The 15,731-nt window shown below is 40.9% G+C and carries 12 protein-coding genes and 1 other RNA gene; 6 read left to right on the forward strand and 7 right to left on the reverse strand.

Annotation, left to right across the window (positions count from 1 at the left end; translation table 11 throughout):
• Positions 1-2 precede the first annotated feature (2 nt).
• Both B4Z90_RS15040 and B4Z90_RS15045 read left to right on the forward strand, forming a co-directional pair.
• A complete protein-coding gene (locus tag B4Z90_RS15040; protein ID WP_070566149.1) occupies positions 3-650 on the forward strand; it encodes an NAD(P)-dependent oxidoreductase in 648 nt (215 codons plus the stop codon).
• A 132-nt stretch (positions 651-782) separates the two neighbouring features.
• The gene (locus tag B4Z90_RS15045) at positions 783-2,258 is read left to right on the forward strand and encodes an amino acid permease (protein WP_046672387.1); all 1,476 of its coding nucleotides are present in this window, start codon (positions 783-785) and stop codon (positions 2,256-2,258) included.
• A 75-nt stretch (positions 2,259-2,333) separates the two neighbouring features.
• On the opposite strand, the gene B4Z90_RS15050 is transcribed toward B4Z90_RS15045, so the two are convergent.
• Positions 2,334-2,876 (reverse strand): DUF1543 domain-containing protein, encoded by a 543-nt coding sequence (locus B4Z90_RS15050; protein ID WP_046672388.1) that lies wholly within the window; start codon positions 2,874-2,876, stop codon positions 2,334-2,336.
• A gap of 156 nt (positions 2,877-3,032) precedes the next feature.
• On the opposite strand from B4Z90_RS15050, the gene B4Z90_RS15055 reads away from it, so the two are divergent.
• On the forward strand, positions 3,033-3,902 hold the full coding sequence (locus tag B4Z90_RS15055; RefSeq protein WP_070566153.1) for a serine hydrolase: 870 nt from the start codon (positions 3,033-3,035) through the stop codon (positions 3,900-3,902).
• 95 nt (positions 3,903-3,997) lie between these two features.
• On the opposite strand, the gene B4Z90_RS15060 is transcribed toward B4Z90_RS15055, so the two are convergent.
• The 4 genes from B4Z90_RS15060 to B4Z90_RS15075 all read right to left on the reverse strand — a co-directional run bounded on the left by B4Z90_RS15060 (position 3,998) and on the right by B4Z90_RS15075 (position 8,504).
• A complete protein-coding gene (locus tag B4Z90_RS15060) occupies positions 3,998-4,540 on the reverse strand; it encodes a hypothetical protein (protein WP_070566155.1) in 543 nt (180 codons plus the stop codon).
• Positions 4,541-4,626: 86 nt separating this feature from the next.
• Positions 4,627-5,514 (reverse strand): bifunctional 5,10-methylenetetrahydrofolate dehydrogenase/5,10-methenyltetrahydrofolate cyclohydrolase, encoded by an 888-nt coding sequence (locus tag B4Z90_RS15065; protein ID WP_046672391.1) that lies wholly within the window; start codon positions 5,512-5,514, stop codon positions 4,627-4,629.
• Between the two features lie 64 nt (positions 5,515-5,578).
• Entirely contained in the window at positions 5,579-7,369 is a 1,791-nt protein-coding gene (gene lepA, locus B4Z90_RS15070) for a translation elongation factor 4 (protein WP_046672392.1), read from the reverse strand.
• Positions 7,370-7,514: 145 nt separating this feature from the next.
• Positions 7,515-8,504 (reverse strand): cation diffusion facilitator family transporter, encoded by a 990-nt coding sequence (locus B4Z90_RS15075; RefSeq protein ID WP_046672393.1) that lies wholly within the window; start codon positions 8,502-8,504, stop codon positions 7,515-7,517.
• Between the two features lie 266 nt (positions 8,505-8,770).
• Here B4Z90_RS15075 and B4Z90_RS15080 point away from each other — a divergent pair, with 266 nt between their 5' ends.
• The 3 genes from B4Z90_RS15080 (at position 8,771) to ssrA (ending at position 12,870) form a co-directional block, all read left to right on the forward strand.
• Positions 8,771-9,976 carry a pyridoxal phosphate-dependent aminotransferase gene (locus B4Z90_RS15080; RefSeq protein WP_236560274.1) on the forward strand — a complete coding sequence of 402 codons (1,206 nt, stop codon included), beginning with the start codon at positions 8,771-8,773 and terminating at the stop codon, positions 9,974-9,976.
• Between the two features lie 171 nt (positions 9,977-10,147).
• Positions 10,148-12,178: a M3 family metallopeptidase gene (locus tag B4Z90_RS15085; protein ID WP_286802680.1), complete on the forward strand. Its 2,031-nt coding sequence runs from the start codon at positions 10,148-10,150 to the stop codon at positions 12,176-12,178.
• A gap of 324 nt (positions 12,179-12,502) precedes the next feature.
• Positions 12,503-12,870, forward strand: a transfer-messenger RNA (tmRNA) gene (ssrA, locus tag B4Z90_RS15090).
• Between the two features lie 35 nt (positions 12,871-12,905).
• Here ssrA and B4Z90_RS15095 read toward each other — a convergent pair.
• The gene (locus tag B4Z90_RS15095) at positions 12,906-13,937 is read right to left on the reverse strand and encodes a glycoside hydrolase family 18 protein (protein ID WP_070565820.1); all 1,032 of its coding nucleotides are present in this window, start codon (positions 13,935-13,937) and stop codon (positions 12,906-12,908) included.
• Between the two features lie 86 nt (positions 13,938-14,023).
• Positions 14,024-15,217, reverse strand: coding sequence for a DUF5009 domain-containing protein (locus tag B4Z90_RS15100; protein ID WP_070565818.1), 1,194 nt, complete (start codon positions 15,215-15,217; stop codon positions 14,024-14,026).
• Between the last annotated feature and the right edge of the window lie 514 nt (positions 15,218-15,731).

The raw sequence follows: 15,731 nt of genomic DNA on the forward strand, positions 1-15,731 counted from the left end.
ACATGAAAGTAGCAGTAATTGGATCCACAGGATACGTAGGATCTCATCTCGTAAAAGAATTGGTAGACCGCAACTATGACGTCGTTGCAATCGCCCGCCACACCGAAAATATTCCATCGACTGAAAAAGTAACCAAACTCCAAGTAGATATCAATGATAATAATCAATTGGTTTCTGCTCTAAAAGGTGTTGATGTTGTTGTTTCAGCTTTCAATGCCGGATGGACCAACCCTAATCTTTATGAAGATTTTACAAAAGGTGCATTGGCAATCCAACAGGCTGTTAAGGATGCCGGTATCAATCGTTTCATTGTTATTGGTGGTGCAGGAAGTTTATTGATTGATGGAAATAGACTGGTCGATTCACCGGATTTTCCAAAAGAAATTAAACCTGGGGCTTTAGCTGCAGCAGATTACCTGAAAACCATCCAAAAAGAAGATCAACTTACCTGGACCATGTTTAGTCCTGCTATAGAAATGAATTCCCATGCTGGTGGAACCCGTACAGGAAAATACCGTACAGGCCTTGATGCTCCTGTATTTGACCAGGAAGGTCGATCTAGGTTATCAGTAGAGGATCTTGCTGTAGCAATAGCAGACGAAATTGAGAACAAACAATTCCTCAATAAACGCTTTACAGCAGCATATTAGTACCCAAACAAGCATTTGATTCAGATTTTATTACAAAAGGGAGGAGCAATCTTCCCTTTTTTCATTGAGATCATTTATATTTGACATTAATTAAACAATTAAAAAGCTAAATAATCGTAAAGAATTAATCCTATGCTATTTAAAAAATCGATTCCTCAACTCATTGCTGAAGCAAATGAAAATGGTGAACACACGCTAAAGAGGACACTGTCCAGCTCGGGCCTTATCGCCCTCGGTGTTGGGGCCATCATTGGGGCAGGACTTTTCTCCCTAACAGGAATTGCCGCTGCTGAAAATGCAGGGCCAGCTGTTATCCTATCTTTCATTATCGCAGCAGTAGGCTGTGGGTTCGCAGGTCTTTGTTATGCCGAATTTGCCTCTATGATTCCTGTTGCAGGAAGTGCTTACACGTATTCCTATGCCACAATGGGTGAATTTGTCGCCTGGATTATCGGCTGGGATCTCGTCCTCGAATATGCACTAGCAGGAGCTACAGTAGCCGTCAGCTGGTCCCAATATTTCAACCAGCTCCTGATGATATTCCACATCCAACTCCCCGATACCCTACTCAAAGGCCCTTGGGAAGGTGGCGTGGTTAACTTACCTGCGATCATTATTGTTTGTTTACTCTCGCTATTGCTGATGCGTGGCACACAGGAATCATCCCGTGTAAACAATATTTTGGTAATTCTAAAAGTCGGCGTCGTATTGATTTTTATCGCCTTGGGTTGGAGTTTTATCAATCCTGCAAACCACGATCCATTTATTCCTGTAAATGCAGGTGAAGAGCTTGTAAAAAGTGGGCAACAAAGCTTCTGGTCATTTCTAAAGAGTGATGACTTTGGCCACTTTGGCATCAGCGGTGTATTGCGTGCTGCAGGCGTTGTATTTTTTGCATTCATCGGTTTTGACGCGGTGAGTACAGCTGCCCAAGAAGCAAAAAATCCAAAAAAAGGTATGCCTATAGGTATCATCGGTTCATTAATAATCTGTACACTTTTGTATGTTTTATTCTCCTACGTAATGACCGGAATCGAACATTACACGATGTTTAAGGGGGACGCTAAGCCAGTTGCGACAGCTTTTGCCAGAACAGGCTACCATTTCTTAAATACAGCGTTGATTATTACGATTATTGCAGGATACACTTCAGTTATTCTCGTGATGTTACTTGGTCAGAGCCGCGTATTTTATTCGATGAGTAAGGATGGTTTGCTTCCAAAGATATTCTCAGACTTATCCAAAAGACAGACTCCTTGGAAAACAAACGCTATTTTCATGGTATTCGTCAGTATATTCGCAGGTTTCGTTCCAGTTTCAGACCTTGGCCATATGGTAAGTATCGGTACCTTATTTGCCTTCACCCTCGTATGTGTGGGTATTTTAGTACTACGTAAAACAGACCCCAATTTGGAGCGCCCATTTAAAACACCACTGGTTCCTTTCGTTCCGATCATGGGAATCTTGGTCTGTATTTTAATGATGGCTTCATTGCCAATAGAAAGCTGGGAGCGTTTGGCCGTCTGGCTTGGTATAGGCTTATTGATTTATTTTGTATACGGCAAAAAACATAGTGTCATTAGAAAACAACATCAGAACCAACAATAAGCTGGTTAAACATAAAAAAGGCTTCTTTATAGAGAAGCCTTTTTTATGTTTAAGAAATCGAATAGCGCATTCCCTCTATAACGCGCTCAGTTTAAAATAGCCATTCGCAATGGTATCTTCTTCCAAACCGGTCTTTGGGGTAATTTGAATACTATACTGCTCTTTATCACGAGGTAATAGCAAATCTTCGATCTCATAAATATCATCAACATCCAAACCATACTTATCATCGATGTGTGCCGAACTGTGGTGCTTCCAAAAAACAGTCCGTTTTGCCTTTTCAGTAGCCTTGGCCAAACTCGATGCAACAATAAGCTCTTTGTAATGGAACTCATCAAATTCATTCGGTTTGTATCCCCCTAAATTAACAAAAAACAATTTCACTTCCGAATCAACAGCCTGTCCATTCCCCCTTTCAGTAACCTTAATTTCATATTCCCCGATCTTATGGACAATACGGTAGGCATCAATATGGATTTTACCATCAGCCTCAGGCCAAAAATCTTTAATGGGATCAACAAAATCCTTGAGCTCATTCCCAATGCCAAAGAAAATGTCATGCTGTTCTGTTCGTCTATTTTTCGGCTTACAACCGATCAAAATCATAAATAACTTCATAGTCAAAAACCAGTCTTTCAATGTCCATACTAGAATATCCAGTTTATTTTTCAGCGATGTTTATGCGTACGAATCATGGATATTTCATAACTTAAGCCCTATAAAAAATAAAAATAACTATTATCCACCACATTTAACATACATTATAACTTCACAATGCACAAAATATTCCTATCATTTACGTTACTATTCTTATCATTACTGTCCTTTGGACAAAAAGCCGCTACCGATAAAAAACTCGAATCACAGATAAAACAGCTCATTCAGGGTTTTCAAGGCGATGTTGGCATTTATGTACACCATCTTAAAAAAAATAAAGAAGTCAACATTCAGGGCGACAGCATTTTCCCTACAGCAAGCATTGTCAAAATCCCCATTTTAGTCGGTATCTTTGATAAAATTGAAAAAGGTGAACTACAACTTGATCAGCAACTACTCTACCGTTCGAGTCAACGCTATGGTGGCTCAGGACTGATGCAGTTCTTTAAGGATAGTACACAAGTTGACCTGAAAACCTTGGTCGCACTTATGCTATCGTATAGTGATAATGTAACCAGCATTTGGAATCAAAAGCTAGCAGGAGGAGGTATCGCAATCAATCAATTAATGAGTAGCCTTCAACTGCCCCATACACGTGTCAACTCGCAGACAGAGGGGCGGAAACCAGATTGGGAAAAATATGGCTGGGGCCAGACTACACCAAAAGAAATGGCCGACTTGGTCACACTAATCCGACAAGGCAAAGTTGTGTCCTCAAAATCTTCCGATCAGATGTATCGTTTTATGGGCAACATGTTCTATGACGAGAGAGGGCTATCGCAAATCCCTTCCACTATCAAAACAGCTTCAAAAACAGGCTCTTTAGATGACGTACGCAATGAGGTCATTTTGGTCAATGCGCCGAAAGGAGATTACGTTTTCAGTATTTTCACCAAGAACAACACGGACAAAAGCTGGGGTAAAACAAATGAAGCAGAGGCACTTACCCGTAAGCTCTCCAAATTGTTATGGGATTATTACCAATAAGCATATTGAAGTCAATATGATAACGATATGATATAAAAAAGGTGGGCACTCAAAAAAGTGCCCACCTTCCCTATCTTTAAAATGAAATACGTCGACTAATTCTTTAACGCTTCACCTACATTTTTTGCTTTCCGGCTAATATCGTCACCTACTTTTTTGGAAGCATCTTTTACATCTTTAGCGGCCTCTTTCGTTCCAGTCGCAACATCATTTGCAACTTTCTTCGTACCGTCAGCGACATCTTTTGCAGCATCCTTTGTTTTATCAACAGCCGTGTTCGTTGCATCCACTGTCGCATCTTTTGCATCTTTCAATCCCTCTTTTACATCCTCGCCGGCATTACGTAGCGCAGCCTTGGTTTTTTCCCAGGCAGTATTAGCTTCTTCAGAAGCAGCGCGAGCTTTTTCTTCAGCTGCTTTATCACCTTTTGCGATAGCTTCATCCAGATCCTTTTTTGCTTGTTCTGCTTTCAAACGCGCATTTTCTTCCGCATTTTTTAAATCTGCGATCGCCGCATCTACATGCTCACCGACTGTTTGTGCCGAATCTGTCGCTGTAGTGTCTTTTTTCTCCGAATTGTTGCAAGAAGACATAACCAATGCTCCTGCTACGACTGCTAAAAGTGCAATTTTTTTCATTATAAATTGATTTATGAGTGTAGTTTTCAACGGCTCATCAGAGCGCGCATACATCAATTTACAACTTCTATGCCAAATAGACAAAATTATTGCTTTGGATAGATCGTTCCTTTCGCAGCTTCGAGCGTATTTTTCAATAAACCAACAATCGTCATCAAACCTACGCCCCCTGGTACAGGTGTAATCCACGAGGCCTTAGGAGCAACATTTTCAAAATCAACATCCCCATATAACTTAAAACCAGATTTCGTTGCTGTAGAAGTTTCTCTATTGATACCCACATCGATCACTACTGCACCGTCTTTAACCATGTCGGCCGTAACAAAATTTTTCTTACCAATTGCTGCAACAACGATGTCGCCTCTCAGAACCTCCGTTTTAAGATCTTTTGTACGACTATGTGTTAATGTCACTGTACAATTACCTGGATTGGAATTACGTGCTAGTAAGATACTCATTGGCGATCCTACGATATTGCTTCTTCCAACCACAACGGCGTGCTTGCCTGCAGTATCGATCTTATAATATTCCAACATCAGCATAATACCATATGGTGTTGCTGGAATAAAACAAGGAAGATTACGTTGCATGCGCCCGAGGTTGATTGGGTGGAAACCATCCACATCTTTGCGGTAATCAATTGCTTCGGTAACTTTATCCGGATCAATATGTTTTGGTAAAGGCAGCTGAACAATCAAACCGTCAATAGACTCATCCTGATTGATTTCTTTGACCTTAGCGATCAATTCATCCTCGGTAATGTTTTCATCATAACGAATGTTTGTTGATTCAAAACCGACCAGTTGACAGTTGCGCATTTTGCTGGCCACATAGGTTTCGCTACCACCATCATTCCCCACAAGGATAGCAACCAGATGAGGTTTGCGGCCAGTCTGTGTCGTAAATTCAGCCGCATCTAACGCAATTTGCTCTTTAATTTTTTCGGAAACTAGTTTACCATCTAATAGATTCATGTTTAGGAGATTTTATTGTATTTAAAAGGAGCCCAAGAGCTCCTTTATTATAGTGTTATTTTGATTAATCTAATTTCAATACCGCCATAAATGCAGATTGCGGAATCTCTACGTTCCCAACCTGACGCATGCGTTTCTTACCTTTCTTCTGTTTCTCCAAAAGCTTACGCTTCCGGGAGATGTCACCACCATAACATTTTGCTGTAACATCTTTACGTAAAGCGGAGATCGTCTCACGTGCGATGATCTTTGCGCCGATTGACGCTTGAATACGAATTTCAAATTGTTGACGTGGTAACAGTTCTTTTAGTTTTTCACAGATCTTTTTACCAAAATCATAGGCGTTACTTCTGTGAATTAACGACGACAGGGCATCTACAGGTTCATCGTTCAATCGGATATCCAATTTGACCAAGTCTGACTTGCGATAACCAATCTGGTGGTAATCAAATGAAGCATAACCTTTAGAGATTGTTTTCAACTTATCATAAAAGTCAAATACAATTTCTCCCATTGGCATTTCAAAAACCAATTCAACACGATCTGACGTCAAATAATGCTGATTCATGATCGTACCACGTTTCTGGATACAAAGAGACATAATTGGTCCTACGAAATCCGATTTCGTAATAATATTAGCTTTGATATAGGGCTCTTCGATTGAATCCAATTTACTTGGATCCGGTAGATCTGAAGGATTATGTACGATCACTTCCTCTTTATCTTTGGTCATATAGGCCTTATAAGATACGTTGGGAACTGTCGTGATAACCGTCATATCAAACTCGCGCTCGAGGCGCTCCTGAATAATCTCCATGTGAAGCATACCCAAGAACCCACAACGGAAGCCGAACCCCAGGGCTGCTGACGACTCTGGTTCAAACACCAAAGAAGCATCGTTCAGCTGCAAACGGTGCATAGATTCACGCAACTCCTCGTAATCTTCCGTATCTACAGGATAAATACCCGCAAAGACCATCGGTTTCACCTCTTCAAACCCTTGGATAGCCTCAGAACAAGGACGATCTTTATGCGTAATGGTATCCCCCACTTTCACTTCACGTGCCTCCTTAATTCCAGAGATAATATAACCAACATCACCGGTCTTAATGACTTCTTTGGGTACTTGATTCAACTTCAGCGTCCCAATTTCATCGGCAAAATATTCTTTCCCAGTGGCAACAAATTTCACGCGGTCGCCTTTACGGATTTCACCATTTTCAACTTTAAAATAAGCCATGATACCACGGAATGAGTTGAAAACAGAGTCAAAAATCAAGGCTTGCAAAGGTCCGTCAGGATCACCCACAGGATGTGGAATACGGTCTACAATAGCTTCCAAAATATCCGGAACCCCAAGACCTGTTTTACCGGATGCAGGAATAATCGCATCACGGTCACCACCGATCAAATCCACAATCTGATCTTTGACTTCTTCTGGCATAGCACCTGGAAGATCCATTTTGTTGAGGATCGGGATAATTTCCAAATCATGTTCCAACGCCAGATATAAATTTGAAATCGTTTGGGCCTGAATACCTTGAGATGCATCAACGATCAATAAAGCGCCCTCGCAGGCAGCAATTGAACGCGACACCTCATAAGAAAAATCCACGTGTCCCGGGGTATCGATCAGGTTCAAGATATATTCCTGACCATCTCTTTTATAATTCATTTGGATGGCGTGACTCTTGATCGTAATACCACGTTCACGTTCCAAATCCATATTATCAAGTAATTGTGCCTGTGCCTCACGCTGACTGATGGTATTGGTATACTCTAAAAGGCGGTCTGCCAAAGTACTTTTGCCATGGTCAATATGCGCAATAATACAGAAATTACGAATGTGCTTCATATAGGATTTTTAAACTCTTTTGCTAAAAGGCAAAGATACCTTTTTTTATATATATTTATATAACCTAGCTTTTTTTTAGTTTACTATACATGAAGAAATCAGAGATACCGTATGCCTGTTAATTAGGAGAAAGAAACAGTATTCCCTATTCGGCAATAGCATATAAAAAATGTTTTTGATTCCGCGTAACATTTTCCGTATCCCAAGAAATTCTTACCCGAAATTGCTCCGTACGAATTGGGCAATTGTTGACCTGACAATACTGGCAGCACTGTGGAAGACAAGGATCCGCATGAACAAAAAATTCGGTTCGTACCGACATCTCCTTATTGACAATCTTATCCACAGCAGAAATTTCATCGTGCACCTGGGTAAGGTCAAGGTAACGGGGAAGTGTGAGATGGCAATCTACATGGAGTTCGTTCCCATAGCGCTGTACACGAAGATTATGGACATCAATCCATTCATCTTTCCGATTGCGCTCCAAGATTTCAACAACATCCTGCACGAGTGCTGTATCCGATTCATCCATCAATCCACCGATCGATTGGCGAAGTAGCTTATAACCATTGAAGAGAATAAAAAGCCCCAATACAATGGAGATGACTACATCGATCCACAGGAAACCGGTCAGTTTCATCAACAATAACCCCAGTATCAATCCGACCGTACTATAGGCATCGACCTGCAGATGTTTTCCATCTGCCACCAAGGTAATGGAGCCCAATGCACGCCCGCGCTTCATGATATAGAATCCGACAGCAAAATTTAGCACAGATGTAATACCAATCAGATAAATCCCTTGTTCGAGGTGTGTTAACGCTGCAGGAAAGAAAAGATTGTAACAAGCCTTGGCTAAGATAATGGCTCCAGCGATGAAAATAAGTCCACCTTCCAAAAACACCGAAAAGAACTCCACTTTACCATGCCCGTAAGGATGATTCTCATCCTTAGGCTGTGCCGAAAGATAAATACTATAAAATGCAAAACCCGAAGCAATCACATTAACAATACTCTCTGCCGCATCTGTAAAGATTGCACTGGAGTCCGTTAAGAAGTAGGCAAAAAACTTCACAATCATCAGACCTATTCCCGTAAAAAGCGATAATAAAACCAATCTTCTTTGTCTTGACATGATGCTTATCTTTTATATGAACCGTTTATGAGCAAATGATGAAATGAGGACTAGTCAACATTTTTGTGAGCGCAAAGGTAAAGATATAACGACAAATCAGAACGATTAGTTTTGAACATCCAACGTCGGGGATCAATTAAATAACTGTGCTAAATCGCTTCAATAGCCCTTTTGTTAAAAAAGCCCAATAAAAGAGCTACTTTTCTTTGTAAATTCTCAAAAATAAAGAAGATTATTTGCAACGTATGTAATATCTTTGTCTTACCATGAGCACATCATCATACTTATCAGACAGGATAAATAATTTGTCCGAATCGGCTACACTTAAAATGACCAAGTTGGGCCGCGAATTAGCAGCAAAAGGCGTTAATGTAATTAGTCTTAGCGTAGGTGAACCTGATTTCAACACCCCTGAGCATGTAAAGGATGCAGCGAAGAAAGCCCTAGATGAAAACTGGACGCGTTATTCGCCGGTACCGGGATACCCTGAATTGCGCCAGGCAATTGTAAACAAGTTGAAGACAGAAAACAATTTAGATTATGATATCTCTCAAATTGTTGTTTCTACAGGTGCAAAACAATCCCTGTCTAATGTAATTTTGACTTTGATCAACCCCGGTGATGAGGTAATTATCCCAACACCTTATTGGGTATCATACTCCGAAATGGTCGTTTTAGCAGAAGGAAAATCGGTATTTATCAATACAGAGATCGACAATAACTTTAAGATTACACCAGCACAATTGGAAGCGGCAATTACACCAAAAACCAAATTGTTCATGTTCTCTTCACCAAACAACCCTACTGGAACAGTTTACAGCAAAGATGAATTGGCTGCATTAGCTGAAGTTTTCGAAAAACATCCGCAGGTATTTATCCTATCCGATGAGATCTACGAACATATCAACTTTGTAGACAAACACGAATCCATCGCACAATTTGAAAGCATCAAAGATAGAGTGATCATCATCAATGGTTTTTCAAAAGCATTTGCAATGACGGGATGGCGTTTAGGTTATATCGCTGCTAACAAAACCATTGCCGCCGCAAATGATAAATTACAAGGACAGACAACCTCAGGTACCTGTTCAATTTCTCAACGTGCGGGTATCGTCGCTTATGAACAAGGATTAGAATCTGTCAACAAAATGAAAGAAGCTTTCGCTCGTCGTCGCCAATTGGTATACGATCTATTGAGTGAAATCCCAGGTGTAAGAACAAATCTACCAGAGGGTGCATTCTATTTCTTCCCTGAAATCTCTTCGTTCTTTGGTAAAAAAGACCAAGATGGTAATGTCATTAAAAACTCATCTGATTTGGCATTGTACTTATTGAATGTTGGTCACGTAGCCACTGTAGGTGGAGATTCATTCGGTAACGACAACTACATCCGTTTGTCCTATGCAGCTTCAGATGAAAGTTTGATCGAAGCTTTAAAAAGAATCAAGGAAGCATTAGGAAAACTAGCCTAGTCGCTTATCCCAATATAAAAAAAGAGCTCATAGGAGCTCTTTTTTTATGCAGTGCCAATTCCCCATACGTTTTCGACACAGCTTAAACGCCGATTCGGTCAAATATCATCTCAGCTCCATAATTTAAGTAGATGCTATCGCTTGAAATAAATATTTATTACATTTACTCCTATGAGTATTTTAACAGAGAAATTTAAAACGCAGCACGACACGGCTCCGTTTTCACAGATAAAAAACGAAGATTATATTCCCGCATTTGATGAAGCTATTCAGCAGACAAAAGATGAAGTCGATGCAATCGTCAACAATCCCGAAACGGCAACGTTCGACAATACGATCGCTGCGATGTCTTACTCAGGACAAACACTAGACCGCTTGTCCAACATCTTTTTCAATCTTCATTCCGCTGAAACCAACGCCGATCTTGAAAAAATCGCACAGGATGTAGCCCCAAAATTATCTGCTTTAGGAAATGATATCACCTTAAATTTCGATCTTTTCAAACGAGTTAAGGCTGTATACGATCAGAAAGATCAACTGACATTGACGGCAGAACAAACGACTCTATTGGAAAAATCCTATAAGGATTTTGTACGCAACGGAGCTCTTTTGAATGATGAACAAAAAGGAAAACTCCGCGAAATAGATGCCGAGCTATCGCTTTTAAAATTGAAATTCGGCGAGAACGTCCTCGCCGAAACCAATGCCTACCAGCTGTTGGTAACAGACGAAAAAGATCTTGCCGGACTTCCAGAGGGTGCCATAGAAGCTGCACATGCTCTGGCTAAAGCCAACGAAAAAGAAGGCTGGCTTTTTACCCTGGATTTTCCAAGCTACCTTCCTTTTGTCACGTATGCCGACAATCGGGAACTTCGCAAAGAAATTACCCTCGCGGCAGGCCGCAAAGGATTTCAAGATAACGAGCACAACAACGTGGACAATGTCCTTAAAATTGTAAAACTTCGCTTCGAACGGGCCAAATTATTAGGCTACGCTACCCATGCCGACTTTGTCCTTGCCGAACGTATGGCACAAGACCCAGGCAAAGTCAAGGAATTTCTAAACGACCTACTGGGAAAAGCGAAACCAGCAGCAGTAAAAGAATTTGCAGAATTATCCCAATTTGCAAAAAACTTACATGGCATAGACCAACTGGAAAAATGGGATGGCGCCTATTATGCCGAAAAGCTGAAACAAGAACGCTTTAATCTGGAGGATGAAAAGCTCAAACCTTATTTCAAACTCGAAAATGTCTTACAAGGCGCTTTCGAAGTAGCGCATCGTTTGTTTGGCATCAACTTCAAAGAAGTCGATACAATAGATACCTACCACGAAGAAGTACAAACATTTGAAGTCAGTAAAGACAATGGTGAATTAGTGGCTATCTTCTATGCCGATTTCTTCCCGCGTAAGGGCAAGAGAAATGGGGCATGGATGACCTCTTTCAAACCACAGTACATTCAAGATGGTAAACAAGAACGTCCTCATGTCTCTATTGTCTGCAATTTTACGCGTCCTACAGCGTCAAAACCTTCGCTGTTGACCTTTCAGGAAGTGACAACATTATTTCACGAATTCGGACACGCCCTACATGGTATGCTCGCTGACAGCACTTATCCTACACTATCCGGAACATCTGTGTATTGGGATTTTGTCGAGTTACCGAGTCAGGTGATGGAAAACTGGTGCTATGAAAAAGAAGCCCTTGAGCTATTTGCCAAACACTATGAAACTGGCGAAGTGATCCCGATGGAACTTGTCGAAAAGATCCGCGAAAGCGCGTCCTTTCTTGAGGGGATGGCGACTATGCGCCAATTGAGCTTTGTGCTATTGGATATGGGCTGGCATGGACAGGATCCAACTTCGATCTCGGATCTGAAAGCATTCGAAGACGAACAGTTTGCCTCAACAAAACTCTATCCCGATGTCAAGGAAAATGCCATGAGTACCGCTTTCTCCCATATTTTCAATGGCGGTTATTCTTCAGGCTATTACAGCTATAAATGGGCCGAAGTCCTGGATGCCGATGCATTTGACTACTTTAAACAAAACGGTATTTTCAATAAGGAAATCGCGACTAAATTCAAGGATAATATTCTTTCAAAAGGTGGAACCGAACATCCAATGGTGCTATACAAACGCTTCCGCGGACAGGAACCTTCGGTAGAACCCCTATTGAAAAGAGCTGGATTGATCAAATAACTGGATTGATTAAATTATAAAAAAGCTGGATGTAAAATCCAGCTTTTTTATTGGAAACATAGGTATACCAAGAACTTCCTTGCCTATAAAAGTCCCTGTGAAAATACCGAGCATTCAGCCGATCAAATAACTTTTATTTCGCACTGTATAATTGCAAGCAACATTAATATTTCACGAATTCCATAGGTTTTATTCTGGCCATACCTGATCCTAAGTAATTTTATAAAGCGTCATTTGTTTTCCATTCAAAACCAGGGCATTAAACAAGAATCGCGTATATCTTGCCCATTTAGCAAAAAAATAGTACCTTTGTAGGACATAATTGGGGTTGACCGGAATTGACAGGATGGAGACGGTTATGTAAGCATGTAGTGCGTTGTTAGTAGAGCACTTTAATCTGAACTTTCAGAATTATAACTGGCGAAGAAAACTACGCCTTAGCTGCTTAAGTTAGACTTAACATAGCTATTTGTCCCGTTAGATCCTGTTCTTTGGTTTAACATTCGGGGCATCGAACAATAGAACTGGCAAGTGTGATGTTGCTAAGCACTTGTGAGAAACAGCAACTACGGCGTACGGTATAGGTAGGCGACTCACCTTCCCTCGCCCGACAATTAAAGAGAAGCTAAACATGTAGAAAGCGTATACAGTACCATGACTGGACGAGAGTTCGAATCTCTCCAGCTCCACAAACAACAAAGCCGAACTTTAAGTTCGGCTTTGTTGTTTATTGCAGAATACCTTTGTTGACCGCATCCCGTAAGACACCACCTGCTGTATCTCCCGCGTATTCCCAATACATCGCACCGAGCAGCCCCGTCCTATGTACGTAATCGCATTTAAATGCAATCGACTCTGGCGTTTCATAGGTCAACACAAACTCCCCTTTATCGTTGACAAGATAATGTGCTTTCGCTTCATCGTCCCATTTCTGTTCAAAGTCCTGCAACGCAAGCAGATCTTTATAATCGATAAAACCTTTGACATCAGTTTTATTGCCCCGGCCATAGAATGGAATTCCCAGCACCAATTTTTCTACAGGCATACCGCCTTCGACATGCGCCTTTACAGCCTCCACACAGGTTGTACCACCCGACATAGCGGAACGATGCAAACTCGCATGATGGTACGGCGGGTGTCCCGAATCATAAGTCATGATATTCACAAAATCCACATCCTTCTCAATCTTGTCAAAAGCAATATACTTACCGCTCGCCACAGAAGCTAAAGTCAACAGTCTCTTCTTACCGATAGCCTTGCGAATATCGTGCATGAGCAAGGTGAAATTTTCCGTATCGGCTAAAGAAGACGAAATCCCGGCAGAAGAATTCGTTGGATATTCCCAGTCGATGTCAATACCATCAAGATTAAACTCCCGCACCACACGCAAGCAGTCTTTGGCAAACTTCTGCCGATTCATTTCATCAGCGGCCATTTCGCTAAACCGGCCGCTTCCCCAGCCGCCAACGGACAACAATACCTTTAGATGTGGATGTGCTTTCTTAAGATCCGTAATAGCTTTCAATCTAGATTCATTATCTATACGCAGGCCATCAAAGCTATCGCTGACATGTGCAAAGGCATAATTGATATGCGTCAGATAGGTCGGATCAGGCATCACTTTAGACCAGGAGGTGACATAGGCGATAACAACTTTTTTGTTTTTTGCTCGTGCACGACTTACACTAGGGTACAATAATAAAGTCAATAACAGAACAGTGAAGGTCTGGCTAAGTATTGATTTCAATTTAGATTCCATAATAGCTTTTTATTTTGTTTCAAGATGATATTGATTGTCCTAAAATATGATCGTTAAAGTATGCGCATTCGATGCTTATGGGCGACCTACAGTTTCAGATAAATAGGTAGCTTCTTCAGCAAGATCGCATACCACAACATCGCAAAAGCCCAAAGCAATGAACCGGCAATAGCTAAGCCCATATACTCCGATTGTTTATAGAAGAACAGGGGAAGATGAAAACCCCAGCAGATAAAGTAGATTAGATCGGGAGCAAGATAGGTCGTTAATGAGTTCTTTCCAGCCTCCTCAAAAACCCGCATACCCCGCTGGTAGCCTTTCACGTCTATGAAATAATAAAGCGGTATCAAAAGCAATACGCTAATCCCGCAACAAACCAATGCCCAACTCGGCGTACCATGGATTTTGGATAAAATAAACCAAAAACGCAAAACAAAACCCATAGCCAGCCAGATCGTGGCAAGGAGAAACAAGATACGCAACAAGATGCGCGGCGTTGCCGCATATCGTTTCATAAGCATTCCCACAAGTGTTCCGGCTAACACAATACAGGGTATATTACCGGATAATAGGACATGCAGATACCGTCCAATGCCAGAAAGTTCAATTTTTAATTCGGTGTGAGCCAAAATATTGAGCAGAAAAAATATCAGCCAGCCACATACAACAACGATTATCCTACCCCGACTCAACAAGAAAATAGAAGCCGCGGCAAAATATCCCCATCCAATCAGCCCTAAAATCCCCCACCATCCTACTTCCAGCCCCTTTCCATCAGAGGCTTTAAACATGTATACGAGATAAATAATACCCACTACACCAACAAGACGCATCCCCTTAAAAAAGAGCGGATAGGTAGAATCTTTCGGATAATGATTCCAAATCAGAAAAACGAATACATACAGCAGTCCCAACCACAACAAATGCGACATTCCCGTCAGCTGTGGATCAACTCGCGAACCATTCAATATCAATACCCCAATAAGCAATAAACTTAATGTTCTGATCAGCATATGAACAAAAATAACCGTTGTCGACGATCCTAACTTTTCCCGGGCTGCCACAGCATAAGGAACAGCCACTCCAACCATAAAAAGAAATCCCGGGAAAACCCAGTCCGCCAACCCCATTCCGTCCTCATCTGCTTCTGTATGAACCAACCATTTAGGCACAGCTGGAATAAACAGGTCATTAACAAATAACATCAGGAATAGCGTAAGACCACGCATAACATCCATTGAACGGATTCGGATTGTAGGTACAGCTTGCAATTCGTTCATAATTGATTCGTTGTGTTCAAAAAGTAGCTATCAGCGTAGCTGCTTAGCCCATCTCTTTCCTGGATCCTTCTTTGATAATTTTTTAGTGATTTTATGGCGACCGGAACCTGGTGAAAAATTCCCGCATAGAAAAATTCCTGTATAACGAAACGAAAAGACAGGCTATTTCGCTAAGATTTATCATCAGTAACGCTAATGAGATATCTTTGAATAATCTAAGATGAGAAAAAAATAACACTATATAGTGAAATATTTGTTCAAATTAGTGTAAATTTTACTCATAAAACACAGAAATCGTGTGCTTTACTGCAGTGATCCTTATAAACGACAACTTACAAGCCAGTCAACGCACAAAAAGAAATGTCATACATGCTCGAATTGTTACTTTTATGATCTGTATTGTATTGCATATAAAAAGCAATTTATCTAAGTTTGACAAAAACAAATTTACGATACAGCCGATCTACATGAAATTAATTCTTTTTATCTGCTTGTTCTTCGCAACACAAGCTAT

The sequence above is a fragment of the Sphingobacterium sp. UBA5639 genome (genome assembly GCF_002421245.1).
Lineage (GTDB): Bacteria > Bacteroidota > Bacteroidia > Sphingobacteriales > Sphingobacteriaceae > Sphingobacterium > Sphingobacterium multivorum.